Genomic DNA, 26,541 nt, shown 5'->3' on the forward strand with positions numbered 1-26,541 from the left:
ATCAATCATTTATTGAAAAGTGAATAATCTATTTGAATCTCAAGTAAATGTGAATTAATGTTATTTTTATTTTAAATAATCAGGCTGAAAATGAGAAATTCTACAGCCTCGTTATGTTTCAGGCTCAGAGAGCGCGATTTACATCCATGCTTTTATGTAAAATACGCACAATAAGTATCTGATTTTCTTTATGCTCTTTGTAATAAATAACATGATTAGCCTGAGGGTACTTACTATAACCTTCTCTAATATAATCGCAGTTAATTCCGATTTCGGGGGCATCTGCTAATAATTGAAATGAGTTATCAAGTATTCTTAAATAACTATTTCGTTGCGCTTGACCCCATGTTAATTGGGTGTATTTTGCAATTTTTATTAAATCTGATTTTGCTTTACCTGATAATACGAATTTCTTCATTAGTGATTGTCTTTATCAAGTTCAGCTATTAATGAGTCATAGCTATACTCAACGGTGCCACTTTGTTCACCTTGAACTAGCATAGTACGTAAATTAAGTAGTTTGGTTTCTTCATCTTCTAATGCTCGCAAACCAGCTCTAAGCACTTCGCTTGCTGAACCGTAGCGACCTGAATGAAGTTGTTGGCTTATAAATTGATCAAAATGATCACCTAAAGTAACGCTTGTATTTTTAGCCATAGTTAAAACCTTTTTAGTTAATACCAATATGTATTGGATTATGGTATAAAAAACATAACAAGGCAATTAAATCGGGGGAAGATTACGCATAACGGCTGTAGGCACCAATAGGGGGACACCCAAACATTTGATTGATGCAAATCAATCAAATGTTTGGGTGTCCGATTTTTTCGATTTTTTTGCCGATTTTTTTGTTTTTTTTTAACCATCTAATTTGCTATATAAATGACATGGGTAAAAAAGCGCCGCTATTATTGTTAATCGCGGCGCTGTTTTATTATAAAAAATCGAGTGAAGAGAGTTGAAAGGTCGGATCTAAATCATAGAGTTCTTTGGTCAATGCTTGACGAGCTTTAAACGCTTCAATTTCTCGCCACTTTCTCACTTTAGGGGCTTTTTTTCTCGTGCTGAGATGTAATAAGTGAGTGCTATCTACCTCAAAATAGTGGTTGTCGTATTGCATATAATATCCTTATTTAGAATGATAAATACTCTTCGATGAAGCTGATAATAAGGGGGAATTGTTGCAAAAATATGACCATGCTTAGTTTTTGCCGTGATCATAAATTTTTATTTTGGAGTGGATGTGAACCGTAAACTTGTTAGCTATTATGGGCAAATTTTAATGCCTTTGAAATTTATAAAAAAGCCCTAAGTTGACGGTTAACAACTTAGGGCCATTTATCATCTTGTTTGCGTGGTTAGCCGAATAGCTTACCAAGTTCACCTTTAAGTTTGTCCTCTATTTTTTTACCTTCTTCTTTGAGTTCATCACTCGATTTGTCTTGCTGCTCTTTTAGTTTATCCTTTGCTTTATTCTCAAGTTCTTTGCCTTTCGCTTTCAGTTGTTCATTCAACGCGCCATCCATATCAAGGCTAAATTTTGGCTCAGAGAAAGAACCTTTGATCAACATTGGGATGGTAATGCCATTTAGGTCGTAGACTTCTGTTTTTTCATCGCTTTTAGATAGTGGGGTAATACTTAACTTATAGTCTAATGATTCTTTTAAAATATCAGCTAATCCCGCGCCATCTAAACGCATGACGGGTGATAGCATCAATAGCTTTTGGTTATCAACTTGTCCTTTTTGGATAGTAAAATTCCCTTTTAACGATGCAAAATCAGTCTTTTTAATGCTTTTTTCCGTTGGTAGTTCTTTACCTTTTATTTTCGCTTTCAGTATGCGTATTTCCTGTGGGACATTAACCCCATATATCTCGCCATCTAATAATGTAAAATCACCTTTACCCATTAAACCTGCTTTTATTTTACTACTGGTTAATCCTGTACCTGAGCCTGAAAAATTAAAGGCCGTTTTACCGCTTAGGAAATCTATCTTTGCAGCATCGGTTAATAACTGACGTATGACAACATCTTTAAGAGTGGTCGAAATGTTGTACTTATTCATTCCTTTGGCATCATCGACAAGGGCGTTAACCGTTAGTTGACCATCGTATAACAAGGCGGTTAGCGGTTTAATTTCGGCTTTACCTTTGTTCACTAAAACCTTCATATCAATTTTGCCTATTTTAATCTCATTGGCTTTTATGCCTGCAATTGTTAAAGCACCATTAACATCAAGCGTGTTTAAAAACGCTAAATTGGGCTCAATTTCCGCTGCTGGATCGGCGCTATTTTGATCTGCCCCTTCAACGTCAGCGGTTTCCGATTTTGCAGGAAGATAGGGCGTTAGATCCCATTCATTACCCTGCAAATCAAAACGAACCTTCGTTGTGTTTGTCGTTTGTACTGAAAGCTTGCCCTGTAATTGAATATCATCAACCGCGAGGGTTAAATCGGTAATATCAGCTTTTTTGCTGGGGATGGTATAAGTTATATTACTGCTGATTTTGCTTGATAACTTTTTATTAGGTAGTGAGTCGCCTGCAAATAAAGTCTCTAAATTCAACCCATTTAATTGGATGGTTGAGAGATCGGGCGAAACCATTAATTGTGCTTGTAACTCTGCTCGTCCGTAAATTTTATCAATGACGATATTGGTGATAATTAATAAATCAGTCGCTTTGCCAAGTTCAAATGAGCCCAATTTAATTTGCTCTATAGTAACTTCGGTTTTAGACCCGACGGTGAGATCTTGCACCTCTATGATTGCATCATTGATATTGATGCCTGCCAATTTAATGGTATCGAGGGTTACTGAATTATTGTTAGCACTATCACTGCTCTCTGTTTTGTTATTCTCTTTGGCCGTTGTATTACTGCTTGCTTGCTTAGGTACCATATTATCTAGATTTGATAAGCCATTTTTATTCGTAATTAAGTTGAAACGTAGGCCATTTAAGGTCAGTTCCCGATCTGGATTTCGCCTTTAAATAGTGGCATTAACGCTAAGCTTACCGCTGCATCGTTAATTTTTGCTAAATTTTTACGGTTGAATCCATTCGGGTTGAGTAGCTCAATTTCACCACTACTAAACCCTAACTGAGGGTAAAATGTCCACCCCAGATCGCCATTAATGAGTAAATCACGGTTGATCGCTTTTTTTACCTGAACCTGGATCTCTTCTTTATAATCATTCGGATCCACGAGTGTGAATAAAAGAATAGCGGCAAGGATAAATAGAGTTAGCACTCCAACAAATAATTTTATAAAGAGTTTCATTACAACGTCCTTTGTGATTGGTTTATAAAAAGTATAAACGCTTTTTATTATAGTTTATAAAAACATTACTTCGCTGCTAATTTTAGCATATATATCAATGATATTATAAAGCGAAGATAAAGCTAGTTAAGTAAAGAATCGATGCTACTGTGTCTCTCATGGAGGTGCTCGCCTTAGTGAGATGGCGATTAATCTATCAAGGTTGCTTTAGCTGCAATATCTTCCGGCAGTGTGATGCCATACTTTTGTAAGCCATGGCGGCTAAATATATATTGCCCTCTTTGGGCTGTTCTAGGTCTTAATAAAGACATTTTTTTGTCTGTAGTTAATACCTCTTTGGCCATTTCTGCTGCTATTTTTCCTTGCTCAAAGCCAACGAGGACTAATCCTCCAATTGCTTTATCTTCTCCTACGGAAAAATCCCAAAATGCAAAGGGAGGAATTGGCGTGTGGTTGACGCTCCAATTGATAATTGTATCTTCTGAAATATGTTCGCCTTTATCGTTAGTAAGGGTGTGATAGGTGCCAATAAATAGTGCGTCATAATTATTTTCATCTGCATTATTTATCTCCTCCTGCCAAATTTCCCAGTTACCGATAAGTTTTATTTCTACTTCTATCGATGATACTTTTATCTTAGTCGAGTTCGCAAAGACCTCATTTAAAATGACGTGAGAAGTGGTACTGTTATCAAATAGGAGTAAGACGCGATTTACTTTTTTAGCAAGTACCTGAGCAATGGTTGGAATAGCTCGTTTAATGAGTGGTCGTTCTAACACTCCACAAATATTATCACTGGGATAGATATTGTAATTGCGAGGATTGTTATTTATTCCCAAATAGATGACCGGAGTTTGTGTTTGATTTAAACGTTCACCGAGATGGAGTAGTGCAATATCATCACCTAATATAACTAAATCAGGTTGTTTCTCCTCAAAAAATTCCCATGCTAAATTGGCTTGCTGTTGATACTGATATTTAGCTATTCGTTTGCCATTTATTTGGAAATAGATAAGTTCAAAGTCATCATTAAGTACAGATTTTATGCCTTCAATATAGCTTTGGTCCCAGCTGTGTTGACTGTGGTAACTTTCTATTATTAATATTTTTTGTTTTGCAAATATGGGGAAAGAAAAAAATAACAGTATGATATATAAAGCAAAGCATAATACTTTTTTCATATTACCTTCATTATTTAGTGCTTGTTCGCCTAATGTCTATTTTTAATATTGGAGAGTCGTATTCATTAGTATAACTATATTTGGGTATAGTATTTGATCTGGTTTATTAAAATGAGATATAAAGCAACAATAGCCATTATGAATAATGGCTATTGTTACCTCTAGTTCATGGCATTACTGTTACCACTTTTTATAACCTAAAAATTTACCATTCATGGTGATCACGACCCGATCGCCAGCAGGGTTTTCTTCTTTATCGACGCTAAGAGTGAAATCTATTGCACTCATGATACCATCCCCAAATTTTTCTTGAATAACATCTTTAAGCGGGAGTCCGTAAACTTGCATAATTTCATAGAAGCGATAAATTAAGGGGTCAGTTGGTACGGTATCAATGAGCCCTTTAACTGGATATTGCGTAAGCGCTTTAGTCCATGATAAATCAATTTCTAGTATGGAAAGTAAAGCTTGCGCTTCTTCAATTGATGCACTGGCTTGGCCATAGATAAGTGAAGCGGTCCATACTTCACTTCTGCCTAGCGCATCCCCGAGATCCGTAAAGGATAAGCCTTTATTTGATTTTGCCTCTAACAGTAGATTTGTTAAATCAGACATCATTCACCTCATTTTTATTGATTATGCACTTACCTGTGCATGGGGCTCTTTTACATTAAAGAAATTTGTAATAAGCGAAAACTATGCCATTTGCTTAATTAGATGTATTGATCGCCACGATACATGGTGTGGCACTCCCTTTGGTTGATGCGGTGCACCTTTTTAAGTTAACCGCAGGTTAAATTTTTGTTAAAAACTTAACCCAATTTAGTGCGAAACTGCATTTTCAGCACTGTTATGGTGCTTGTAAAAATATCATTTACTTATCGAACAAAATATTGCCATTAAAAATCAATTGCTTATGTCATTTTAATTTATTGGTATGTATGTTGCTAATCTGTTAATAGCGTGATCTAGGGCATGCATAAATAATTTTAAACCAATATACAGAGGATGTATTATGTCATATATAGAACCGAGTGAATTTGTCACCAAAATGGTTGATTCTGGTGAACAAAAAGTATACATGTCGACGAAAGACACCCTTATACGTGCATTTATGGCGGGGGCCATTTTAGGTTTAGCCGCTGTGTTTGCGATAACCGTGGCAACAAAAACAGGGAGTCCTATTTTAGGTGCTTGTCTGTTTCCAGTCGGTTTTATTATGCTTTATTTGATGAAATTTGATCTGTTAACGGGAGTATTTACGCTGGCTCCATTAGCGTTATTTGATAAACGTCCAGGTGTTACCGCTGCTGGCGTGCTTCGTAACTGGGGGCTTGTTTTTATTGGTAACTTTGCTGGTGCTTTAACCACCGCCTTTTTCATCTCGTTTATTCTAACCTATGGTTACTCTACGGATGGCGGCGCTTTAGCTGCTAAAGTAAGTAGTATTGGTGAAGCTAGAACATTAGGCTATCAAGAACATGGTCTAGGTGGTTGGATAACGATTTTTATTCGCGGTATGTTATGTAACTGGATGGTCTCCATGGGGGTTGTTGGAGCAATGATTTCCACCAGTGCTGGGGCTAAAATGGCCGCCATGTGGATGCCTGTTATGCTGTTCTTCTTCATGGGGTTTGAGCATTCAATTGTTAATATGTTTTTATTCCCTTTCTCTATGATCATGGGGGGAGACTTTACAGTTTATGATTACTTATTATGGAATGAAATTCCTACCGTATTAGGTAACCTTGTCGGTGGCTTGTTACTGGTTGGTTTACCACTTTATTTCACCCATGTTAAAACATCACCTGTGCGTAAAATTGCTTAATCGCTGTTGTTAATCGGCAGCCTTATTTAGGCTCTAAAGTGATAAGACTTTAGAGCCTTTTTATTTAGGGCACACTATAAAACATGGGCAGATCCCACGGTGAAAATCTCATTCGGGTAATAAAGGTAGGAGATAATTGATGGAGCAAGCGTTAGCTGTCAGCATTGGTCAAGCAACCGATAAAGGTATTAAAAAAATCAATCAAGATGCAATGGGATATGTTATCCCTAACGAACCTTTATTAAGTAGCAAAGGTGTTGTGCTGGCTATGGCTGACGGGATCAGTTCAAGTCATGTTAGTCAAATAGCCAGCGATACCGCTGTGGCAAGTTTTTTAGCAGATTATTATTGTACCTCTGATTCTTGGTCTGTTAACACATCGGCTCAGAAAGTCATTAAATCAATCAATCATTGGTTATATGCACAAACAGCTAATAGCCCCTATCGTTATGAAAAAGATAAAGGCTACATTGCGACTTTTAGCACCCTCATCATTAAATCTAATACAGCCCATTTATTGCACTGCGGTGATACCCGTATTTTGCGTATTTCAGATAATCAATTAGTACAATTAACCCAGGATCATCGCCGCGTTGTTTCTTCAGAAGTGAGTTATTTAACGCGTGCTTTAGGGATAGATCCCGCTTTAGATATTGATTATCACAGTGAAATTATCGCAGAGGGGGATCTATTTATTCTCGCTACTGATGGTGTCTATGAGTTTGTTAGTGAAGCGTATATATTAGCGACTATTGCAGAATTTGATAATTTAACGCTTGCCGCAGAGAGGATCATAGAGCAAGCGATGTTGTCGGGTAGTGATGATAACTTAACTATTCAGATTGTTAAGATAGAAAAATTACCCAATTATCAACTCAGCGAAGTTCAGCAGCATGTCTCAATGCTACCTTTACCGCCGAGATTAACAGCGAGAATGGTATTTGATGGTTATACGATTCTTCGTGAAATATATATAAGCAGTCGTAGCCATGTATTTCTAGCATCTGATATAGAAAGTCAGCAACTTGTGGTTATTAAAACCCCCTCAACGGAACTGCGTAATGATAAACAATACCTAGAACGTTTTATGCTCGAAGAGTGGATCGCCAAACGTATTAATAATCCGCATGTGGTGAAAGCAATAGAGCCAACTCGTAAGCGCAATTTCTTATATTTGGTGAGTGAATATATTGAAGGTATTTCATTAAAACAGTGGATGATAGACAACCCGCAAGCAACCATTAATCAAGTAAGAGATATTATTGGACAAGTTGCAAAGGGGTTGCAAGCGTTTCATCGACAAGAGATGGTTCATCAAGACTTACGCCCCGATAATATTATGATTGACCATAACCAGACCGTTAAGATCATCGATTTTGGTTCGACCTTCATCGCGGGAGTAACGGATATTAAAAATGAAGAAGCAGTAAGAGGTACTATGCGTTACTCTGCTCCTGAATATTTTTTAGGTGAAGTTGGCACTGCCCGTTCCGATATTTATGCACTAGCGGTCATTACCTACCAAATGTTATCAGGCCGTTTTCCATACCATGCAAAAATAGCGCAGGTAAGAAGTCTTTCGGCACAACGACGTTTGAGTTATACAAGTTTAATTAATGATGATACCGAATTTCCTATCTGGATTGACGACACCTTGCGTAAGGCCTTAAACGTTGAACCTGCAAAGCGTTACGCAGAGTTATCGGAATTCATACATGATTTAAAGCAGCCAAATAAGAGGTTTATAAATCGCACGAGTCGGCCACTCATTGAACGTAATCCGGTTCTGTTTTGGCAAGGTATGAGTTTTATTTTGTTGCTAATTATTGTTGCTCAGTGGTTAATCTAGTGCCGTAACTATTGTATGATGATGGCTATAGCAAATTGGCAAGGCGTGTTAACATCGCACGCATCATTATCATTAATTTAATAGCATAAGAAGTGTGTATATGGGCTCTATCTCTTTACTTGAAGAACTAACTCAAGCGTTGCAATGCTTACCTAGTGTTGGCCCAAAGTCAGCGCAACGTATGGTGTATCACCTGTTAGATAAAAATCGTCAAGGCGGCTTAAGGCTGAGCCATGTGCTAGAGCGGGCAATTCATGAGATTGGTCATTGCCAGCAATGTCGCACCTTCACGGAAACCGAGTTATGTAACATCTGTAGTAATGAGAAGCGTAATAATAGTCCGTTAATTTGTGTTGTGGAAATGCCCGTGGATGTTCTTGCCATCGAACAAACTGCGCTTTTTTCTGGCACCTATTTTGTATTAATGGGGCACCTTTCTCCTCTTGATGGCATTGGTCCAGAGCAGTTGGGCTTGCCTTTATTGGAAAGCCAATTAGCTAAGGGAAAAATAGAGGAGATTATTCTAGCAACGAATCCAACGGTAGAAGGGGAGGCAACGGCTTATTATATTGCGACCTTAGCAAAAAAATACAATATCGCCGTAAGCCGTATTGCGCATGGTGTGCCAGTGGGTGGCGAACTTGAATTTGTCGATAGTACCACACTGTCACACTCATTTTCTGGACGTTCTATTTTTTAAAATTCCCCAATTTTACCGGCTTTTTACTGCCAGTTAATTTAGCAACTTTTTTGCCGCTCGCTTTGTTGCTTTTGCTCGTTGATGAGTTTGCCTTTTTAAATTGTGCAGAACCCGAATGACGTGTGACTGCGCTTTGAGCTGGTTTATTGGTTGCAAACTGCTGTTGTTGTAGCACCCCTTGTTGCTCGTTACGCGATTCAGGCGGCACTAAATGTTGTGGGCTTTTACCTATCAACTTTCTCGCTAAACCCAGTTTTTTCAATGTTTCACGAATTAATGGCCAGTTTTCTGGTACATGGTAACGTAGAATTGCTTTATGAATTTTACGTTGACGTCCCCCTTTTGCGGTGAATACTTGCTCACTATCTTTTGATACTTTATGTAGTGGATTTTTTTCCGTATGGTACATGGTCGTTGCATTCGCTAAGGGCGACGGATAAAAATTTTGCACTTGATCTAATTTAAAATTATTCTCTTTTAACCACAAAGCAAGGTTAACCATATCAAGGTCTGTAGTACCTGGATGTGCAGAAATAAAGTAGGGGATCAAGTACTGTTTTTTGCCCGCAGCTTTGGAGTATTTTTCAAACATATTTTTGAACGCTTCATAGCTGCTCATGGTAGGCTTCATCATTTTATCTAATGGGCCTTTTTCCGTATGCTCTGGTGCTATTTTCAAATAGCCGCCAACATGGTGTTCAACGAGCTCTTTCACATAGGCAGGATCTTCCACTGCGATGTCGTAACGATCCCGATGCGATTAAAATCTTTTTGATACCAGATAATTTCCGTGCGCGGCGATATAAGCCAATCGTATGTTCATGGTTGGTATTCATGTGATGACAAATATCAGGAAAGACACAGCTTAAACGTCGGCAAGTTTGCTCCGCTTTGGGGCTTTTACATTTCAGACGATACATATTTGCCGTTGGCCCACCAAGGTCAGATATGACGCCTGTAAAGCCGGGCACGCTATCTCGAATCGTTTCTATCTCTTTGATAATCGAATCTTCCGAACGACTTTGGATCACTCGTCCTTCATGTTCGGTTATGGAACAGAAGGTACAGCCGCCAAAGCAACCACGCATAATATTAATCGAAAATTTGATCATATCGTAAGCGGGGATCTTAGCATCTCCATAGGCAGGGTGAGGAATGCGTTGATAGGGCAGTCCAAATACGCTATCTATCTCTTCCATGGTTAATGGATAAGCGGGGGGATTGATCCACACTAAACGTTCGCCATGATATTGCGCTAATGCGCGTGCACAACCGGGGTTGGTTTCTTGGTGCATAACGCGTGAAGCATGTGCATAAAGCACCTTGTCTTGACTGACATGGTCATAACTGGGTAATTGAATATAGGTTTTTTCCCAAGGCTTCTGCTTTGCTGGTCGATGCTGCTCAGGTTGAATCGTGATCACCTGTGTTGGAGCGTCATTAAGAGAAGGATCTGCCAGTTTTTGCGTGGCACAGGCAACGTTTATATCGGCATAGGGATTGATAATGGGGTCTATCTTGCCGAGTTGATCGACCTTACGAGAATCGAGTCCCTGCCAATTATCTAAGGGTTGTTTAATTAACACCGCGGTACCGCGAATATCGACCATCTCTTTAATTTGTTCACCCTGAGAGAGTCGGTAAGCCACTTCTAATAGTGGTCGCTCAGCATTTCCATAGAGCAAAATATCCGCTTTAGCATCGAGAATAACAGATCGACGTACTTTATCTGACCAGTAATCATAATGGGCGATACGGCGTAAACTCGCTTCAATGCCGCCGATCACAACGGGGACTGATTTATAAGCCTCTTTACAACGTTGCGTATAGACTAATACAGCGCGATCTGGGCGTTTGCCACCTTCATTATTTGGCGTGTAGGCATCATCATGACGCAGACGACGCTCAGCCGTATAGCGATTGATCATGGAGTCCATATTACCCGCAGAGACGCCAAAAAAGAGATTGGGTTTGCCCAGCTGCATGAAGGCATCTTTACTGCTCCAATCGGGTTGTGCGATTATCCCGACACGATACCCCTGCGCTTCAAGCGTCCGGCCAATAACGGCCATACCAAAACTTGGGTGATCTACATAGGCATCACCAACCACTAAGATAATGTCACAACTGTCCCAACCGAGTTGCTGCATCTCTTTACGAGACATAGGCAAAAATGGCGCTGCTTTTTCAGTTCGCGATTTATATTTGGGATATGAAAAAAGTGGCCTATCAGCTTGTAATAAATCAACGCTCATTGTATTTGCCTAACTTAACTTATGTTGGAATATAGAGAAGGGGATTCTAGCATATCTATGGGGGATTCTTAACCGCGAAGTTTATGTGGGTTAGAGGCGGCTTGAAGTTAATCCAACATAGTGGATTAACTTCAGCTGATATCTATAGTGGCGCGCTAAGTGGATCCGCTAATTTGCCAATAAGTTGATTACTCTCAAGGTTGACATTATGGAGCATAACATCAATAACATCACCCAGTTGTAATTCAGTTTGCGCACCCATTTTAACTTGTCCAAGTTCACGGCTACATTCTATCGCTTTAGCATCATTACTATTTTTCACTAACAAGCTTGCAGGAATAAAGAAGGTTGCACCGTTCTCCTGTACGCGGACACGTAGTCCAGCTTTAACGATATCAAATATCTCCGCTTTATAACGCCACTGTGATTGCTCCTGACTTTTAAGATACTGACAATAAAGGAGGTTATTGACATCTCTTTCAGCTAGACGTTGTAATTTACGAGCTTCATTAAGTAACAGACCAATATCATCAGCGACTTCGCAGCTCTCTGTTTCTAATAGGATTGACTTAATTAATCGGTGATTAACTAAATCACCATATTTACGAATGGGGGATGTCCATGTCGCATAATGCTCAACGCCCATGGTGAAATGCGCTTCTGGTTTACTTTTGGTGTCTGCATAGGCAAGCAGTTTACGTAGTCTATGGTCTAAATAGTTATTATGCAGGTTACTCACTTGTTGACGCATTTTGGTATAACCGGTTAACGTTGATAAAGCATCAACATCACTTTCTATACCATATTCAGCCAGTAATTCGACGGCTTTAGCTAAACGGTCGGAAGCAAAACCAGAATGGCTATTAAAGACGCCTTGCGCTCTATGTTTTGCTAAAAAGTCACCCGCACAAATATTAGCGGCAATCATCGACTCTTCTACGAGACGGTTCGCGGTGCGTCTTGGCTCGCAGATAATTTCGTACACTTCACCTTTATTATTGAGTTTGAAGGTGTAGTCTGGTTGGCTTTTAAAGACGACATTATTATCGCTTCGCCATGTGAAACGTTTTAATGTCGCCTCATTTAAGGTGTGTAATAGCTTACTTAACTGACGACTAGGTTGCCACACATCATTATTACCCTCTTCGTTTTCTAGATAATCGGAAACATCATTATAATTAAGACGATAATGTGATTTTATCCATGCAGCAAAAAAGGTTGCTGGCCCCTCTAATTGGCCATCATGATTGATTTGAACAGCGCAACAAAGTGTAGCTCGCTTTTCTCCCTCTTTTAATGAACAGAGACTATCGCTTAAATCTCGCGGTAACATTGGTACATTGAAATTGGGTAGGTAGTGAGTAAAGGCACGTCGTTTTGCTTCATCGTCAATGGAGCTGTTTTCAGGCACGTAGGCAGAAGGATCGGAAATGGCGATGGTTAGTAGCCAACCCGCGCTATTTTCTTCTATATAGAGTGCATCATCCATATCCTGTGTATTAGCACCATCAATGGTAAAAAAAGGTGTTTTAGTTAAATCGGCTCTTTCTAGATCTGTATCAATAACCTGCCATGGATGGTCAAATTCAGGGGCTTTAGCGGGAAGATTATGTGTTGCAACCGCCACTAATCGGTAGGCAAAGGGATCGCTGCCATCGGCAATCTTCTCAATCACCTCGACCATAAAACCATTGCCTTCTAAGGCATGACTCAATAATTTTACTTTTACCCAATCTCCATCAAGATAGCCATTTTGTAAAAGCTGATGGCCGCCTTTGACCTTGAAAAATGCCTTTAATAGCGGATTATTTGGTTCGATATTAAGATGTTTGCCTTTCACTGATAGACGGGCAATAAAAACATCAATGCCAGCTTGTTTTAATTTGTTAGGTTCCGCCGTTGATTTATCACCATTTTCACGAATAAACGCATTGATATGGTCGCCATGCAATACTTTTTTCATCTCACTCGGCGGGATAAAAAAGCGTTTACCTTTGTCTGTTTCTAGAAAACCATAGCCACGTTCAGTTGCTTTTACAATGCCTTGACGTTTCGGGATGTTTTCTTGAATTTGAGTTTTTAATTGGCTAAGCAATGGGTTGTTCTGAAACATAAAATAAAACCTTAAAATGAATGCTGTGCACAAACGAAAACTGAATGGCAAGACAGTAGGTAAATATAAAGGGGATTGCCGTTCAATAAAAGGGGCAAATACTCAAAAGGCATGAAAATTAAAATAAATAAAAATAATGCTTGGCTTTTTTATTAATTATGTTTAATATGCGCCTCGTTCCGGAGGGGTGGCAGAGCGGCTTAATGCACTGGTCTTGAAAACCAGCGAGGGTTAATAGCTCTCCGAGAGTTCAAATCTCTCCTCCTCCGCCACATTAAAGAAAAAGCCCACTGATTTCAGTGGGCTTTTTCGTTTCTACAGTATTAAAATCAACGTTAAATTGCTCTTAAGTAAACAATTATTGGTTGTTTACTCTTACTGGTTCATGAAACCGCATTGTATTTGCTATAATCGAATCTGTTTTTACGTTAATAATGGTAACAAAAACTATCACTGCTGGTAATTTGTTATTCGATTTAAATATATTTAGGAAAATAATATGGGTAAGATCTTTTCATTATTCTTTTTGCTGACTCTCTCTTTTAGCTCGATGGCCAATCAAACATCACAAATTATGTGCGGTTTTTTGTCCAATCAAACAGGGCTGATTGCAGAGCAAGTGCAAAGTGGAAAAGCTATCGAAGCGGTTGATGAATACCAAGAACTGCTCACTATATTTCCTGAGGGTGGACCATTTTTCCAAAGTGAGGTAAGGGGGTTTTTATTAATGACAGAAGAATTGTCTCCTGATTATGTTAGTAGCTTTTTTGCTCATGCTTGTATTAATAATTATATTTCTGATAAAGCCTTGATTATTAAATTGGAACCAATTATTAAAGAAGCTTGTATTGGTAAAAAAGAAGAGCCTCGCACTTGTATATATAAAACGCTGAATGATTGGGCTGCGAGTCAAATAGCGAAACAACCTGCGAATAAATAATTAACGCTTGGCGTGGAGCCAAGCGTTAAGGTGTGATTAATCGCAGATAGTTACGATGTTGCCATCTACCGTTTCTTTGATTGCATCGAGCAACGAATAGGTCGGATACTCTCTATAGGCATCTTGATCAAGCGATTGCATCATCATGCCTCCCGCATATTTCATCGCGTATTCGGTTTTATCGACCACGGTGGGGATACCATTATAATCTCGACTTTTGCTATTATCGGTGCACGCATAACTTCTGCTTTCATTGACTATTTGGTCAAAGCTTTCCCCGTTATCAGCAAATAAGGGGATACCTAGGACAAGTTTATTTTTAATTAAGCAACGCTCCGTCCAATAGTCAATAGAATCAATTGCATCTTGTTTAGATGATTGTAAATTATCGGAGTTACTTGTATTAAAAGCCCTGACATTCACAAAATTTACATCATCAAAGACCGTGCTATCAATGAGGTCGGCATAATTTTCATCATCACCAACACCAGAGATAACCGCAATACTTAGTAGATAACCTTTATCCTGTAATTTACTAGATAGCGCGGAGACTAAATCTTCAAAAAGATCACCTTCACTCTTATCCTTTGGGTATTGCCAGTTGAGATCAACACCATTTAAATCATAATCTTCAATAAAATCAATGATGTTATTTACCCATGTTTTGGTTAAAGAGCTTGAGCTTGCAATTGTCTTAAAGTTTGCGCTGCTACCGCTGTCACCTCCGATAGAAATTAGTATTTTGACATTTTGCCCCTGTGCGTAGGTTATCATATCTTCAAAGTCATTGATTTCACTGTCACTGAAGGCGACCAGTGAGCCATCTGATTTAAACTGTAAATAGCCATAGATTAGGTGGGTCAGAGATGCGTAGTAGAGGTTATCAATTTCATCGCTATTATCGCCATTCCAATAGGCAACTTTTTTAAATGAAACCGCAGTCGTATCCGTTGCACATTCCGTTTTATTATTATCGGAAATATTATCATTTATTTTCGAAAAAAGCCCTTGGCAGGCAGTTAAGCTAGCGACTGTAATGAGGCAAAACAGGTACGTTTTACAACGCGTTAGTAAGTCATTCAAAATGATTTCCTATGTAATATTGATATCGGGTATTGATGAGTCCCTAATATCGCTAACTTAGGTTATCTGTGCAAGTTAAAAATAGTATTTTCTGTGCTTCGGTCTTAATAAAAAAAATTGTTCAGCCACAATAAATTTTTTCTCTTTCTAAAATTGAGAATTTGGTTAATTATTTATTTAGTTGCAATCACCAACCTTGGGAGGTTTATGATGAATTACGAAGAAGAAGATGATCTATTTGATGATGATGATATTGACCTTCTTGATTTTGATGTAAATAGCGATGATTTTGAAGTGGTTATGCCCGTTCGTTCAAAAGAGCAAACACGCAGAGAGATTGAGTTATGGCATGAAAAGAGACTGTTGAAATTAGATCTTGATAGTACATTTGATGACTACGACTACGACGATGACTTTAACTACGATATTGGTCGGGATACTGACTACAATTTCGGCTGAGTTAAAGCGACTGCAATAAGCTTGTTCTTAAGTGATTAAAACAAGCTTATTGCCCTGCCTCAATTAAAAGCAAGTGAAGCTATTGCTAAAAAGTAGCGCTCGCTTTCATCGATTTGTTGTCACGCCTAGATAGATTTCATAATCAAAGGAATTGGTATAACTATTCTTTTAAGGGAGTCGCACTGATGTACTTTGATTATATCGAAACACCAATAGGTTTGATTAAATGCCACGCTTCTGAGCTAGGCATAACAGAGGTTGAGTTTAGTGCGAGCCGAATAGGTGAGTGTAATGCGAATCAACACACTGAGTTATGTCTGATACAGCTTGCGGAATATTTTTCAGGGGTAAGAAAAACATTTGATTTACCGCTTGCTCCGCATGGCAGCCATTTTCAAAAAACTGTTTGGTTATGCTTAGCTAAAATCCCCTATGGTCAACTGCTTAGTTACGCTGATATTGCACGTATGATTAACAACCCTAAAGCATCACAAGCAGTGGGCGGAGCAAATGCTAAAAACCCGCTTGCGATTATTATTCCCTGTCATCGAGTTATCGGTTGCAATGGTAAATTAACAGGGTACGCGGGGGGGCTACATCGTAAACACTGGTTGTTAGAGCATGAGGGGATTACTATTAACGGTTTAGCCGATCAACAAAAAATAGCGATAGAAGATTATCGCTATTGTGTAAGCTAATGCCTTGATCGGGAATATCTCTTAATTAAAACGCCTTAGTTTGGTTAGTACATCAATAAGTAGGGTAATGTCTATTTCATCTTCGTTTAGCTCATCACCAAGCCAGTTAATGCTCTCTATCTCGCCGTTATTTGAAAAGCGCGTTATTTTTTCTTTTTGATAAATAATATATTCTTTCGTACTGCCCGACAGGACATATTGGCGCTCTCTGTTATCAAATAGGCTTTGACCACTGCTGTATAGATCTGGGTTATCTTTACTGCCAAATAGCGCCTCCATTAAAGTGGGGACAATATCAACATGACTGGTCATGCGGGTTATTTGTCTGGGTTCTTGTATTCCAGGCCAAAGTACAACTAAAGGGACATGGGCGTTATGGATCATGGCATCGTTACTGGATAGATTATCAAATGTTTTGCCATTTGTGCCGGTGATGATAACGATGGTATTCTCGAGTAAGTCCTTTTTTATTAGGGTTGAAATGACCCCGTTTATTTGTTCATCTATCGCCAATACTTGCTGCTGGTATTGCGTTAATTTTTGTGACTGCGCAGTTAACGTCAATGGGGTTGTGTTGTTCGCTGCAGCACGTCCTTGCTTGTAGTATATAAAGCTAAACCATTTTTCATTTTGAGGTTGTTTAGTTATCCACTGTTGCCATTTTAGTGTGCTACTCGCATTGCTATTTTGTTCTGAATAATTTTCTAATTCAGGTGTTTTTATTTCGCTAAAACTGCTCTGCAAAAATTCCGGATGTACAAATCCAATACTAGAAAAAAGACCAAAATTGTAATTTTCTTTGGATAGGTGAGTCATTAATATAGGTGGAATATAGTTACTGGTTATTTCCGGCCAATAGCGATTAGGTAAACCATAGAATAAGCTAAATATTCCCTGCGAACGATTAGTCGCACCGCTGAAATGCATTGTATAATTCAATCCTTGTTTACTCAGTGAATGTAAAAATGGCATATTGTTTTCATTGAGCATATCTGCACGTAATCCACCTGCACTGATGAGTATGACATTTTTAGGTGTGCTTGCTAGTGGTTTCATAAAAGATAACGTGCTTTTGGGGTAGTGTAGATATTCGACTTGTGCATTGGCATAAGCACTTTGTTGGTTAATTCTTTTTAATAATTTTTCATCGCTAAGCCAGCCTTGTTTGGTCAAAAATGAACGTGCCGTCATAGGATAGGAGAGTGGGTAAATAGATTTCTGTTGGACAATTGGGCGATATTGCGTTGCATCAGCCCAAATGAACGTTAAATGGGTGATAACAAAAGTAGTAAATAGGAATATAGCGATCGGCTTACCAATGGCTTTAGCTTGCAATACGCGACGTTTACGCCAAACAAAATAAGAGATAGCTAATTCAATGGCGAAAATTATAGGAATAGATATGTAGTGCAAATTGATTGAGTAAATTTGCTCAACCTGTTCTGGACGTTGTAAAAATTGCCAAATTAAAGGGGTAATATGGAAGCTATATAGCTTGAATATTTGTGTGTCTACAATTAATAACGTTAACGCTGCGGTACTTATTATTATTGCTAATAATCGGTATAAGCGTTGCATTCGTATAATAAACGCCAGGGGAAAGAGTATTACAACAAATACCACTGCGCATAAAAAACTAGCATGGCCAATTAGGCTAATGAATTGATATGCGATTCCCACAGGCGTGTCAGCTAATCCGGCATATTTTATATAGCGAAGGCTGATTAATGAAATGAGTATGAGGTTAAAAAAAGTAAACCAATGCCCCCAGCTGATTAAGCGAGAGGCGTTATCGTGGAATTTATTACCCGTTTCAACCATATTAATTATTTTTCTTCTGTTTTAAGTGAGGCGGTGAAGGCATCAACAAATTTTTCACCAATTTCAGCACGTTTGTTAACGGGAACATTATTATTAATGATATGTGTAATGCTATTGCCCAAAATCATCAGACTTAGGTCAATGGAGACATCATTATCATGTAATACTTGTAAAACTTCATTTAAGATTTTTTCAATTTTTTTATTAGAATACTTAGAAATAATTGGCATAGTAATTGGTTAACTCGTTAGTAATAAATAATTTTATAATAACATAGCAATGGCAAAGGTAACCTAGTTTTTATTTTTATTAGCAAAATTTTCAATATCGGTATCTTGCTTGCTACTATTGGCTGTTTGTATCTGTATAATCCATACAGACTAATTACTTTTTTTATCTGGTGCACTTGTTATGAATATCTCTGCAACGAACATTATTCTTCATTCATTGAATTACAGCCCTGAGGGTGTACTACAGTGTAAAATGCGTGAAGGTGAATTGCCAATATCACCATCAATTGAATCTTTTTTAAGTGAGTTGCATCGTACTTATCAAAGTAAAACGAATAAAGCATTCGCTTCTTTTACCGCTGATAGTGAAAAAGAGTCGCTATTTCGTGATGCATTAGAAAAAGAGATGGCTGGCGAGCTCGACTTTGTCAGTTTATCGCAACAAGCGGCAACTTGCTTGGTGACTGAATTACAAAAGTATGACTTTGCTGAGCAGGGCGTATTGTTAATTAGTAAATACAGTTGGACTGCTAGTGAATATCTATTTATCGCGTTATTGCACAATAATGAGTCTGTTAGTGTTAACGATAATTTAGAATTGCAGGTCAGCCAGCACATTGAAACGACTAAAATCCAACTGGTTGCACGTATTGATTTAACCTTGTTTGCTCGTGATCCGGAATCAAATCGCTATATCTCCTTTATAAAAGGGCGTGTTGGGCGTCAAGTGTCTGATTTTTTCTTGGACTTTATGGGGGCGCAAGAAGGTTTTGATGCTAAAGCTCAAAATCAAGGCTTAATGAAAGCGGTCGAAGCATTTTGTGATAAAGAAGCTTTGCCGATAACGCAAAAACAAGAGGTAAGGGAAGTTGCCTTTGAATATTGTAAAGAGCAATTAAAACAAGGTGATGATATTGATCTTTCGGTATTATCAGAGCAACTGCAAGAGTCGCCTAAACTCGAAGGTAGTTTTTATGATTTTGTCAGCGAAGATTATCAATTGGAAAATAGTTTTCCTGCTGATCGTAGTGTGATGCGTAAATTAACGAAATATGTCGGGCAGGGGGGCGGAATTAGCATTAGTTTTGACCAAAAACATCTTGGTGAACGTATACATTATGATGCGGATAGCGATACCCTAACTATTCAAGGGATCCCACCTAATCTTCGCGAGCAGTTGAAGCGGGATGGTGATGTTGGTGAGTCAGATAGCCGTCTTGAAAATGACGATACAGCACCATTTTAATGCTTATCCCCATGTTATCTCCAGATGCTTGTCTGGCGCCAACTCGGACACCTGAGCCTCATGTAAAATGAGGGAATTGTTATTCGTTTTTCGAGTTTGACAACGCAGCATTGGTTTTCGGGCTAGCGCCCCGTAGGGCAAGAAAATAGCATAGTTATGCCATGCAGCTCAGTATTTTGTTTCTTACTGACTTTGTACCTTGAAGTATGATGACTATATTACTAAATTAATGAGAGAAGAATGAAATTATTTGTACGTGATTTAACGGTTATTGATGCATCATACTTAGATGCACAACGAGGCTTCGTTGGAGAGAGTTATCAAGTTGATATAACGCTTGACGGTAAGCTCAATGAACAATCGATGATACTTGATTTTTCATTGGTGAAAAAGAAAATTAAAGCAATCATTGATGCCGAGGTAGATCATAAGTTGCTTGTGCCACATGCCGCTGAAAATTGCAGTGTGATCCTGGAGCTGAACGCTCTCAGGTTAATTATATTCTCAATGATAATAGCGCTATTCAATTAAAATGCCCCAATGAAGCCTATTGTTTATTAGAGAGTGAAACCGTCACACTTGAATTATTAGAAACCTATCTTGAGCAAGTTATTTTATTGCAACTGCCTGATAATATTACCGGGCTTGAAGTGAAATTAAGAAATGAACAGATTGCAACACCTTACTATCATTATACTCATGGTCTAAAGAAGCATAATGGTAACTGTCAACGTATCGCTCACGGACATCGTTCTAAAATAGATATCTATATTGATGATGTTTACAGTGATGCCTTGGTCAAGGATTGGGCTAACCGTTGGCGCGATATTTACCTTGTTAGTGCTGAAGATGTGATAGATAAGGGGGATTTGTCTTTTATTGTATTACAGAATAAAAGCGATAAATTATGTACCGCTTACCATGCACAACAAGGGTATTTTGAACTTTTGCTCCCAGCTAGTCGAGCTGAAGTGTTGCCTAGAGATACCACCGTTGAAGAGTTAGCAAATTATATTTGTGAGCAAATAAAAGCGCGTTATAGTGAACAAAAGATCACCGTGTATGCCTATGAAGGTATTGGTAAAGGCGCAATTACAGAACGATGAATCGTAACGGAGGGAACATGGCCGAAGAGACAATATTTAGAAAAATTATTAATAAAGAAATTCCGTCTGATATGCTTTATCAGGATGAATTTGTTACCGCATTTCGTGATATATCACCAAAGGCGCCAACACATATTTTAATTATTCCTAATAAATTGATAGCGACTGTTAATGATATTGAAATTGAAGATGAGTTATTGATAGGTAAACTTTACAGTGTCGCTAAAATGTTAGCGAAGCAGGAGGGGATTGCAGAATCTGGTTATCGTTTAATAATGAATTGTAATCAAGATGGTGGGCAAGAGGTCTATCATATCCACTTACATTTAGTCGGTGGTAAGCCGCTTGGTAAAATGGTTGCTGGAAATTAAATCTTATAAAATAATTCTTTGGAGTAAAAAATGCAGAGTAAAAAAAATATTTTCTTAGCAGCGTTAGTCGCTATTTTTGTTAGCGCTTGTTCAACATCTGTCGAACGTTTAGATGCCGAGAAAGAGGTTGATTTAAGTGGGGCGTGGAATGATAGCGATTCACAGTTAGTTGCCAAAGAGATGATTGAAGATTCATTATCTCGCGCTTGGTTGAAAAACTTTGTAACAGCAAGTGGTGATCAACCCGTTGTCATCGTCGGTAAGATAAAAAACCTTAGTCATGAGCATATTAACACGAACACTTTTATTGCCAATATGGAGCGTGAGCTCATTAATTCTGGCGAGGTACAGTTTGTTGCGTCTGCAGCCGCACGAAATGAAATTCGTGATGAACGTAGTGATCAAGATCTGCATGCATCGGAAGAAACGCGTAAAGAGATGGGTCAAGAGTATGGCGCTGATTTTATGATGCAAGGGCAAATTAACACGATTATTGATATTGACGGTAAAACACAGGTGCGTTATTACCAAGTTAATTTAGAGTTAATAAGCATCAAAGATAATCGTAAAGTTTGGATTGGTGAGAAAAAAATCAAGAAGTTAATCAAAAATAGTAAATTGCGTGAATAATTTAAGCTTGATGGCGCTATCTATTTTATGACTAAATATGTCGGATTCACGGATGCCTAAAGTGATATTAATTATGCTGTGCATGGCCATGGTAGGTTGTGCGCAGCAACAGCAGCAAGAGAGCTTTCAACTAGCTAATTTACTCTATTCTCAAGAACCACAAACTGTACTTAAACAATTACAAAAGAGTGAGCCAAGCGAACGTAGTTCCGCACAATTCCATCTAAATATTGGCATGGTCTATTTATTAAGCGGTCATTTTCATGATGCGATTGATATATTAACGCTTGCTAAGCGTGAAATGGCGGTTTTAGAAGCAGCATCGGTCAGTGAAAACTTTGCGGCAGCGACTATTAGTGAAACTTTGCGCAACTATAGTGGTTATCCCACTGATAAAGTGATGGTGCATACCATGTTAGCTTTTAGCTACCTATTCAATAATGATATTGATGGGGCGCGTGTCGAGGTACTGCAAGCGGATGTTGCGATGAAGAAGCTGGCTAATCGGCAAGAGTTATTAGGTCAGTTGGCGAGCGCTCACTTGTTGTCTGCGGTTATTTATGAAATGCTCGATGAACAATCAAATGCCTTAATTAGTTATAAATTTGCCGCTGATATTATAAAGCAACGAGGATATGCTTTACCCTTAGGGTTAAAAAAATCACTGTTACGTATGAGCTTTAAAATTGGTGATCAAGCTCAATATAATCAATATCGAAAGCAATTTGCCAATTTAGCACTTCCCACTGAAAATAGTAAAAGTCGCATTTTTGCCTTTTACTTTGATGGTATCGTAAGTCATAAAATACAGAAATCACTGATGGTGCCCGTTGATGATGGGGAGCAAGTTATTCGTATTTCTGTTCCGAGTTATCCGGTAAAAAATTACCCCCTAAAAAGGGCTAATTTAGTTTTAAAAGAGCAGCAAGCAAACACAGAGTTAGTTGAGGATGTCGAAGGTATAGTGAGGGATGATTTGTCCGACGATTATCCTTCTATACTATTAATGACGACGGCGAGGGCGTTGAGTAAGTACAAATTAGTCGATACGAGTAATGATGTAGAACCCTTGTTGGGATTGATTGTTAATATGGCTACACTATTAACAGAGATAGCTGATTTGCGCAGCTGGAATACCTTACCATCAAACATACAATTTACTTATTTAGAGACCAATGAAAATGGGGTATCAGTTCAAAATAATGGTGATGCAATTAAAGTTGTGCCAATCGAAAAAGGTTCTCAAAATATTTTGTTAATTAATGGTTTGTCTAATTCAGTATTTCATTATCAACAGTAGATTTATAAAGAGTATGCTATGTATAAAAAATTATCCCGCACTTTAATTATATTTATTAGCTGTTTGTTTGTTTATGGATGTAGTTTTAATTCAGCCCAACAACGCCCCACATGGATTGATAACGCCAGCCAAGACTATGCTGCTCAAGATTATTTAACGGCTGTAGGGCAATCAGATAAGCGTGATCGTGCGACGCAAAATGCCATTGCTAATCTGGCCGAAATATTTTTAGTTAATGTTAACGCACAAACCAATACATTAACGGAGGCGACTAAACAGCAAAGTGCCTTAGGTGTCAGCATGGAAAGCTCGACTGAGTTACGTCGAAGTATCCAAACCGAGACAGATCAAGTTATCAGTGGTGTTGAGATAAAAGAGACATGGTTAAGCCCAGAGGGCGAATACTATGCTTTAGCTGTGTTAAACAAACGCAAAGCGGCATTAAGTTTAAGCGAATCAATAATGGATTTGGATCAAGCAACGCTAAAGTTGGTGGAGTTTAGCCGTCAGGGCGCCACCAATGAACTCGCCTCTTTAAATGCGCTACGTAAAGCGCGTGATTTACAGTTAACGCGCTCGATGGCTAATTTACAACTTAAACAGGTGGGCGTGTCTGGCATTGAGAGTGATTTTTCTAATAGTAAACTTGAGCAGTTGATCGTCGAAAAATTAGCGGCCATAAAAATAAGTGTACAACTCGACCATGATGGTCATAAAAGAAGCATTCAAGGTGGATTGGCGCAATTAGGCATCACCGTAGTTGAATATGCTGATTTACAGATAAATGCAGATATAGACGTTACTGAACCGACCTTACTTGATGGTTGGTATTGGGTGCGCGGGAGTTATACTTTATCCATTGCAGATAAAGGTGTCATGCTCAGCCATAAACGCTGGCCCGTAAAAGTGTCCGCTAAACAAAAAGAGCTACTTATACCGCGTTTAGAGGATAATATTAATCGCCAACTCTCTAACTATTTAATTGAATTACTTAGTGATTCTCCCTCTTTGTAGAGGCTGTATTGATCGATTTTTTGATGTAGCTTGGCAATTGTTGGCACGTTGATCGCGTGTTTAGCTGCCTTTGCTAATAAATAACCGCTTATATATTCATTTTCTGTTTTGCGTTTAAAATGAATATCACGATTCATGGATGAATAATTTTCTGCTGTCTTGCTTATTACTTGCGTAACAGTCGCAAGCAGCTCTTCTTCTGAAAATGGCATCTTTTCTGCTTTACTGATGAGCACACTCTCTTTGATAATTCGGTTAATTAACGTTGCAAACTCAGGGGCGAGTAGTTGACCATTTTTAACTTGGTAGATTGCAGTTAATGGGTTTATGGCAACATTAATTAACAGTTTTAACCACAATTTTTCATTGATATTATCAACCCAATGGGTCTCATTTAATGCTTTATTTAATGGCAAAATGAGATCTTTAAATGGTATCGCTAAATCATTGTAAGCGCCTAAATAGGTAGGGCCAACTCCCGTTTGTTGTATATTTAAGTGAGAGTTCAGTAAACTCGCATTGGCCGTCGTTGCACAAATAATTGGATTTGTAGGCAACAGTTTGGCGACTTTTTCGGCACACCCCATACCGTTATGCATTAAAATAATGGGTTGTTTGTCGCTAATTAGTGTACGTTGCGTCACTATGGCCTGTTCAACTTGCGTTGCTTTGACGCAAACTAGAATAGGATCGTAATCATTTTTTAATGATGCACTACAGGAAATTGCTACCTCTGTTATTTGTTGCTGTAAATCTTGATAGCAGAGTGCATTACTTTGTGCGGCTCTGCGCATAATTAAATGAACATCTTCACCGATGCGTTTTAAATTGGCAGCCCATAAACAACCTATTGCGCCAGCGCCTATTATTTGCCACATGCTATTTACCTTTAAATACTTACTTTGCCAGATCATAACATAGATGAATCTCTTTTTTTCTGGTAACTTATGCCTCAATTATTAAATTTACTTTATAGGAATACAATATGCCTTCATTTGATATCGTTTCAGAAATAAATATGTCTGAAGTTCAAAATGCCGTTGACAATGCCGGTCGTGAATTAGACACGCGTTTTGACTTTCGTGGTGTAAAAGCGAGCATAACGTTAACAAAAGATGTTGTAAAATTGACCGCTGAGCATGACTCGCAATTACGTCATTTGGCTGATATGTTGCGTACTAACCTTATTAAACGCGGAGTCGATTCTCGTGCCATGAGTTTAGATACAGCCAATGCGAGTGGAAAAACATGGACACAAAATGTAACTTTCGCTCAGGGAATAGACCAACCCACGTCTAAAAAGCTGATCAAACTTATCAAAGATAGTAAAGCGAAAGTACAAGTTGCTGTACAGGGTGAGCAGTTACGTGTGACTGGCAAAAAGCGTGATGATTTACAATCTGTTATGGCACTTGTGAAAGGCGCTGAATTAGATGCCGCTTTCCAGTTTAATAATTTTCGTGATTAATCATTAAAAATGACAGTCGCATTCATTTTAGTGAGTGGTAAGGTTAATTAATTTAATTTATAAATCACAAATATTTTACAAAACAATATAAATGTATTAATTTGTTTTGCATATCCAATTCGGATTTATTTTAGCAAGGAGCAGTATATGGACGTAGAAAGTATAATCAATTTAGGAACAGAAATAGTCTTAGAATATGGCCCTAAAGTAATTGCAGCCATTGTCGTTTGGGTTGTCGGTATGTGGGTGATTAAGCTACTGATTAGTGGTGCAAATAAGGTGATGAACAAGAGTAATCTTGATGTCTCCCTAAAACCTTTTTTAGCTAGCCTTTTTGGCATGACGCTTAAGGTATTATTGGCGATTACCGTGTTAGGCATGCTGGGTATTGAAATGACCTCTTTCATTGCCATTTTAGCAGCTGCTGGTTTAGCCGTGGGCATGGCATTATCGGGTACCTTACAAAATTTTGCTGGTGGCGTGATGATCCTAATCTTTAAACCTTTTAAAGTTGGTGATGTCATTGATGCACAGGGTTATGTGGGGGCGGTTAAAGAGATCCAAATTTTTAATACCATCTTAAAAACCCCTGACAACAAAACCATTATTTTACCAAATGGTGGCTTATCTACGGGATCTATGGTTAATTTTTCAACGGAAGGCCGTCGTCGAGTTGATTGGACTATTGGTGTTGCCTATGGCGATGATTTGGATCAGGCTCGTGCGGTTATCCGTAAATTATGTGATGCCGATGCGCGAATTTTGAAAGATCCTGAAGTGGTGATTGTTGTTTCTGCATTAGCTGATAGTTCGGTAAATTTTGCCGTTCGAGCATGGGTTGAATCCAGTGATTATTGGGGCGTTTTCTTTGATATGAATGAAAATGTTTATAAAACCTTTGCCAAAGAAGGTTTACATATTCCATTCCCACAAATGGATGTTCATGTTCATAAGTAAGTTGTTAATAAC

General features: G+C 38.4%; 27 protein-coding genes, 1 tRNA gene and 1 pseudogene. 16 read left to right on the forward strand and 13 right to left on the reverse strand.

What is annotated here, in order from left to right:
- Nucleotides 1-124: 124 nt before the first annotated feature.
- The 7 genes from AB2N10_RS03035 to cynS all read right to left on the reverse strand — a co-directional run bounded on the left by AB2N10_RS03035 (nt 125) and on the right by cynS (nt 5,076).
- Nucleotides 125-418 carry a type II toxin-antitoxin system RelE/ParE family toxin gene (locus AB2N10_RS03035; RefSeq protein WP_354625084.1) on the reverse strand — a complete coding sequence of 98 codons (294 nt, stop codon included), beginning with the start codon at nt 416-418 and terminating at the stop codon, nt 125-127.
- Nucleotides 418-657, reverse strand: coding sequence for a type II toxin-antitoxin system ParD family antitoxin (locus tag AB2N10_RS03040; protein WP_354625085.1), 240 nt, complete (start codon nt 655-657; stop codon nt 418-420). The genes AB2N10_RS03035 and AB2N10_RS03040 overlap by 1 nt, the downstream gene beginning before the upstream one ends.
- Nucleotides 658-934: 277 nt before the next feature.
- On the reverse strand, nt 935-1,120 hold the full coding sequence (locus AB2N10_RS03045; RefSeq protein WP_354625086.1) for a DUF3545 family protein: 186 nt from the start codon (nt 1,118-1,120) through the stop codon (nt 935-937).
- Nucleotides 1,121-1,358: 238 nt separating this feature from the next.
- Nucleotides 1,359-2,900 carry an AsmA-like C-terminal region-containing protein gene (locus AB2N10_RS03050; protein WP_369434298.1) on the reverse strand — a complete coding sequence of 514 codons (1,542 nt, stop codon included), beginning with the start codon at nt 2,898-2,900 and terminating at the stop codon, nt 1,359-1,361.
- 62 nt (nt 2,901-2,962) lie between these two features.
- Nucleotides 2,963-3,280 (reverse strand): AsmA family protein, encoded by a 318-nt coding sequence (locus AB2N10_RS03055; protein WP_369434299.1) that lies wholly within the window; start codon nt 3,278-3,280, stop codon nt 2,963-2,965.
- A 188-nt stretch (nt 3,281-3,468) separates the two neighbouring features.
- On the reverse strand, nt 3,469-4,461 hold the full coding sequence (locus AB2N10_RS03060; RefSeq protein WP_354625089.1) for an ABC transporter substrate binding protein: 993 nt from the start codon (nt 4,459-4,461) through the stop codon (nt 3,469-3,471).
- Between the two features lie 180 nt (nt 4,462-4,641).
- On the reverse strand, nt 4,642-5,076 hold the full coding sequence (gene cynS / locus AB2N10_RS03065) for a cyanase (protein WP_354625090.1): 435 nt from the start codon (nt 5,074-5,076) through the stop codon (nt 4,642-4,644).
- Between the two features lie 400 nt (nt 5,077-5,476).
- On the opposite strand from cynS, the gene AB2N10_RS03070 reads away from it, so the two are divergent.
- From AB2N10_RS03070 to recR, 3 genes are all read left to right on the forward strand, one after another.
- Entirely contained in the window at nt 5,477-6,289 is an 813-nt protein-coding gene (locus AB2N10_RS03070) for a formate/nitrite transporter family protein (protein WP_354625091.1), read from the forward strand.
- Nucleotides 6,290-6,428: 139 nt separating this feature from the next.
- Nucleotides 6,429-8,138: a bifunctional protein-serine/threonine kinase/phosphatase gene (locus AB2N10_RS03075; RefSeq protein ID WP_354625092.1), complete on the forward strand. Its 1,710-nt coding sequence runs from the start codon at nt 6,429-6,431 to the stop codon at nt 8,136-8,138.
- Between the two features lie 100 nt (nt 8,139-8,238).
- Nucleotides 8,239-8,838, forward strand: a complete 600-nt coding sequence (gene recR, locus AB2N10_RS03080; RefSeq protein ID WP_354625093.1) for a recombination mediator RecR — start codon at nt 8,239-8,241, stop codon at nt 8,836-8,838.
- Here the strand turns inward: recR and AB2N10_RS03085 are convergent.
- Together AB2N10_RS03085 and AB2N10_RS03090 are read right to left on the reverse strand one after the other, a co-directional pair.
- A pseudogene (locus AB2N10_RS03085) lies at nt 8,828-11,093 on the reverse strand (YgiQ family radical SAM protein). The gene recR and the pseudogene AB2N10_RS03085 sit on opposite strands and share 11 nt — an antisense overlap.
- Before the next feature lie 142 nt (nt 11,094-11,235).
- A complete protein-coding gene (locus tag AB2N10_RS03090) occupies nt 11,236-13,206 on the reverse strand; it encodes an exoribonuclease II (protein ID WP_354625095.1) in 1,971 nt (656 codons plus the stop codon).
- Between the two features lie 181 nt (nt 13,207-13,387).
- Here AB2N10_RS03090 and AB2N10_RS03095 point away from each other — a divergent pair.
- Both AB2N10_RS03095 and AB2N10_RS03100 read left to right on the forward strand, forming a co-directional pair.
- Nucleotides 13,388-13,478 (forward strand) — tRNA-Ser (locus AB2N10_RS03095).
- Nucleotides 13,479-13,705: 227 nt separating this feature from the next.
- Nucleotides 13,706-14,146 (forward strand): hypothetical protein, encoded by a 441-nt coding sequence (locus AB2N10_RS03100; RefSeq protein WP_354625096.1) that lies wholly within the window; start codon nt 13,706-13,708, stop codon nt 14,144-14,146.
- A 36-nt stretch (nt 14,147-14,182) separates the two neighbouring features.
- On the opposite strand, the gene AB2N10_RS03105 is transcribed toward AB2N10_RS03100, so the two are convergent.
- Nucleotides 14,183-15,229, reverse strand: coding sequence for a glycoside hydrolase family 18 protein (locus tag AB2N10_RS03105; protein WP_369434300.1), 1,047 nt, complete (start codon nt 15,227-15,229; stop codon nt 14,183-14,185).
- A 207-nt stretch (nt 15,230-15,436) separates the two neighbouring features.
- Here AB2N10_RS03105 and AB2N10_RS03110 point away from each other — a divergent pair, with 207 nt between their 5' ends.
- Together AB2N10_RS03110 and AB2N10_RS03115 are read left to right on the forward strand one after the other, a co-directional pair.
- Entirely contained in the window at nt 15,437-15,688 is a 252-nt protein-coding gene (locus tag AB2N10_RS03110) for a hypothetical protein (RefSeq protein WP_354625099.1), read from the forward strand.
- A gap of 185 nt (nt 15,689-15,873) precedes the next feature.
- Nucleotides 15,874-16,386, forward strand: a complete 513-nt coding sequence (locus AB2N10_RS03115) for a methylated-DNA--[protein]-cysteine S-methyltransferase (RefSeq protein ID WP_354625100.1) — start codon at nt 15,874-15,876, stop codon at nt 16,384-16,386.
- A 21-nt stretch (nt 16,387-16,407) separates the two neighbouring features.
- Here the strand turns inward: AB2N10_RS03115 and AB2N10_RS03120 are convergent, their stop codons facing one another.
- The gene (locus AB2N10_RS03120) at nt 16,408-18,207 is read right to left on the reverse strand and encodes a DUF3413 domain-containing protein (protein WP_369434301.1); all 1,800 of its coding nucleotides are present in this window, start codon (nt 18,205-18,207) and stop codon (nt 16,408-16,410) included.
- A gap of 5 nt (nt 18,208-18,212) precedes the next feature.
- On the reverse strand, nt 18,213-18,437 hold the full coding sequence (locus AB2N10_RS03125) for a DUF1414 domain-containing protein (protein WP_354625102.1): 225 nt from the start codon (nt 18,435-18,437) through the stop codon (nt 18,213-18,215).
- Nucleotides 18,438-18,618: 181 nt separating this feature from the next.
- On the opposite strand from AB2N10_RS03125, the gene yejK reads away from it, so the two are divergent.
- The 7 genes from yejK to AB2N10_RS03160 all read left to right on the forward strand — a co-directional run bounded on the left by yejK (nt 18,619) and on the right by AB2N10_RS03160 (nt 24,104).
- Entirely contained in the window at nt 18,619-19,683 is a 1,065-nt protein-coding gene (yejK, locus tag AB2N10_RS03130; RefSeq protein ID WP_354625103.1) for a nucleoid-associated protein YejK, read from the forward strand.
- 240 nt (nt 19,684-19,923) lie between these two features.
- Nucleotides 19,924-20,214: a 6-carboxytetrahydropterin synthase gene (locus tag AB2N10_RS03135; protein WP_369434302.1), complete on the forward strand. Its 291-nt coding sequence runs from the start codon at nt 19,924-19,926 to the stop codon at nt 20,212-20,214.
- On the forward strand, nt 20,142-20,789 hold the full coding sequence (locus tag AB2N10_RS03140) for a 6-carboxytetrahydropterin synthase (protein ID WP_369434303.1): 648 nt from the start codon (nt 20,142-20,144) through the stop codon (nt 20,787-20,789). The genes AB2N10_RS03135 and AB2N10_RS03140 overlap by 73 nt, the downstream gene beginning before the upstream one ends.
- A 17-nt stretch (nt 20,790-20,806) precedes the next feature.
- The gene (locus AB2N10_RS03145; RefSeq protein ID WP_354625105.1) at nt 20,807-21,160 is read left to right on the forward strand and encodes an HIT domain-containing protein; all 354 of its coding nucleotides are present in this window, start codon (nt 20,807-20,809) and stop codon (nt 21,158-21,160) included.
- Nucleotides 21,161-21,190: 30 nt separating this feature from the next.
- On the forward strand, nt 21,191-21,790 hold the full coding sequence (locus tag AB2N10_RS03150) for a penicillin-binding protein activator LpoB (protein ID WP_354625106.1): 600 nt from the start codon (nt 21,191-21,193) through the stop codon (nt 21,788-21,790).
- A 52-nt stretch (nt 21,791-21,842) separates the two neighbouring features.
- On the forward strand, nt 21,843-23,090 hold the full coding sequence (locus tag AB2N10_RS03155) for a hypothetical protein (RefSeq protein ID WP_354625107.1): 1,248 nt from the start codon (nt 21,843-21,845) through the stop codon (nt 23,088-23,090).
- A gap of 18 nt (nt 23,091-23,108) precedes the next feature.
- Nucleotides 23,109-24,104 carry an LPP20 family lipoprotein gene (locus AB2N10_RS03160; RefSeq protein WP_354625108.1) on the forward strand — a complete coding sequence of 332 codons (996 nt, stop codon included), beginning with the start codon at nt 23,109-23,111 and terminating at the stop codon, nt 24,102-24,104.
- On the opposite strand, the gene AB2N10_RS03165 is transcribed toward AB2N10_RS03160, so the two are convergent.
- A complete protein-coding gene (locus tag AB2N10_RS03165) occupies nt 24,065-24,982 on the reverse strand; it encodes a ketopantoate reductase family protein (protein WP_369434304.1) in 918 nt (305 codons plus the stop codon). The two genes, AB2N10_RS03160 and AB2N10_RS03165, sit on opposite strands and share 40 nt — an antisense overlap.
- A gap of 107 nt (nt 24,983-25,089) precedes the next feature.
- Between AB2N10_RS03165 and AB2N10_RS03170 the strand changes: the two genes are divergently transcribed.
- On the forward strand, nt 25,090-25,572 hold the full coding sequence (locus AB2N10_RS03170; RefSeq protein WP_354625111.1) for a YajQ family cyclic di-GMP-binding protein: 483 nt from the start codon (nt 25,090-25,092) through the stop codon (nt 25,570-25,572).
- Nucleotides 25,573-25,719: 147 nt separating this feature from the next.
- Nucleotides 25,720-26,529: a mechanosensitive ion channel family protein gene (locus AB2N10_RS03175; protein ID WP_369434305.1), complete on the forward strand. Its 810-nt coding sequence runs from the start codon at nt 25,720-25,722 to the stop codon at nt 26,527-26,529.
- Nucleotides 26,530-26,541 lie beyond the last annotated feature (12 nt).

Source organism: Psychromonas sp. MME1, from assembly GCF_041080865.1.
GTDB lineage: Bacteria > Pseudomonadota > Gammaproteobacteria > Enterobacterales > Psychromonadaceae > Psychromonas.

What these genes read in the sequence shown, in the direction of transcription:
- AB2N10_RS03160 (WP_354625108.1), top strand. Translation starts at nt 23,109, where the DNA reads ATGTATAAAAAATTATCCCGCACTTTAATTATATTTATTAGCTGTTTG.
- AB2N10_RS03110 (WP_354625099.1), top strand. Translation starts at nt 15,437, where the DNA reads ATGATGAATTACGAAGAAGAAGATGATCTATTTGATGATGATGATATT.
- AB2N10_RS03150 (WP_354625106.1), top strand. Translation starts at nt 21,191, where the DNA reads ATGCAGAGTAAAAAAAATATTTTCTTAGCAGCGTTAGTCGCTATTTTT.
- recR (WP_354625093.1), top strand. Translation starts at nt 8,239, where the DNA reads ATGGGCTCTATCTCTTTACTTGAAGAACTAACTCAAGCGTTGCAATGC.
- AB2N10_RS03055 (WP_369434299.1), bottom strand. Translation starts at nt 3,280, where the DNA reads ATGAAACTCTTTATAAAATTATTTGTTGGAGTGCTAACTCTATTTATC.
- AB2N10_RS03155 (WP_354625107.1), top strand. Translation starts at nt 21,843, where the DNA reads ATGCCTAAAGTGATATTAATTATGCTGTGCATGGCCATGGTAGGTTGT.
- AB2N10_RS03040 (WP_354625085.1), bottom strand. Translation starts at nt 657, where the DNA reads ATGGCTAAAAATACAAGCGTTACTTTAGGTGATCATTTTGATCAATTT.
- AB2N10_RS03050 (WP_369434298.1), bottom strand. Translation starts at nt 2,900, where the DNA reads ATGGTACCTAAGCAAGCAAGCAGTAATACAACGGCCAAAGAGAATAAC.
- AB2N10_RS03045 (WP_354625086.1), bottom strand. Translation starts at nt 1,120, where the DNA reads ATGCAATACGACAACCACTATTTTGAGGTAGATAGCACTCACTTATTA.
- AB2N10_RS03075 (WP_354625092.1), top strand. Translation starts at nt 6,429, where the DNA reads ATGGAGCAAGCGTTAGCTGTCAGCATTGGTCAAGCAACCGATAAAGGT.
- AB2N10_RS03035 (WP_354625084.1), bottom strand. Translation starts at nt 418, where the DNA reads ATGAAGAAATTCGTATTATCAGGTAAAGCAAAATCAGATTTAATAAAA.
- AB2N10_RS03125 (WP_354625102.1), bottom strand. Translation starts at nt 18,437, where the DNA reads ATGCCAATTATTTCTAAGTATTCTAATAAAAAAATTGAAAAAATCTTA.
- yejK (WP_354625103.1), top strand. Translation starts at nt 18,619, where the DNA reads ATGAATATCTCTGCAACGAACATTATTCTTCATTCATTGAATTACAGC.
- AB2N10_RS03135 (WP_369434302.1), top strand. Translation starts at nt 19,924, where the DNA reads ATGAAATTATTTGTACGTGATTTAACGGTTATTGATGCATCATACTTA.
- AB2N10_RS03090 (WP_354625095.1), bottom strand. Translation starts at nt 13,206, where the DNA reads ATGTTTCAGAACAACCCATTGCTTAGCCAATTAAAAACTCAAATTCAA.
- AB2N10_RS03115 (WP_354625100.1), top strand. Translation starts at nt 15,874, where the DNA reads ATGTACTTTGATTATATCGAAACACCAATAGGTTTGATTAAATGCCAC.
- AB2N10_RS03100 (WP_354625096.1), top strand. Translation starts at nt 13,706, where the DNA reads ATGGGTAAGATCTTTTCATTATTCTTTTTGCTGACTCTCTCTTTTAGC.
- AB2N10_RS03145 (WP_354625105.1), top strand. Translation starts at nt 20,807, where the DNA reads ATGGCCGAAGAGACAATATTTAGAAAAATTATTAATAAAGAAATTCCG.
- AB2N10_RS03170 (WP_354625111.1), top strand. Translation starts at nt 25,090, where the DNA reads ATGCCTTCATTTGATATCGTTTCAGAAATAAATATGTCTGAAGTTCAA.
- AB2N10_RS03120 (WP_369434301.1), bottom strand. Translation starts at nt 18,207, where the DNA reads ATGGTTGAAACGGGTAATAAATTCCACGATAACGCCTCTCGCTTAATC.
- cynS (WP_354625090.1), bottom strand. Translation starts at nt 5,076, where the DNA reads ATGTCTGATTTAACAAATCTACTGTTAGAGGCAAAATCAAATAAAGGC.
- AB2N10_RS03175 (WP_369434305.1), top strand. Translation starts at nt 25,720, where the DNA reads ATGGACGTAGAAAGTATAATCAATTTAGGAACAGAAATAGTCTTAGAA.
- AB2N10_RS03070 (WP_354625091.1), top strand. Translation starts at nt 5,477, where the DNA reads ATGTCATATATAGAACCGAGTGAATTTGTCACCAAAATGGTTGATTCT.
- AB2N10_RS03165 (WP_369434304.1), bottom strand. Translation starts at nt 24,982, where the DNA reads ATGTGGCAAATAATAGGCGCTGGCGCAATAGGTTGTTTATGGGCTGCC.
- AB2N10_RS03060 (WP_354625089.1), bottom strand. Translation starts at nt 4,461, where the DNA reads ATGAAAAAAGTATTATGCTTTGCTTTATATATCATACTGTTATTTTTT.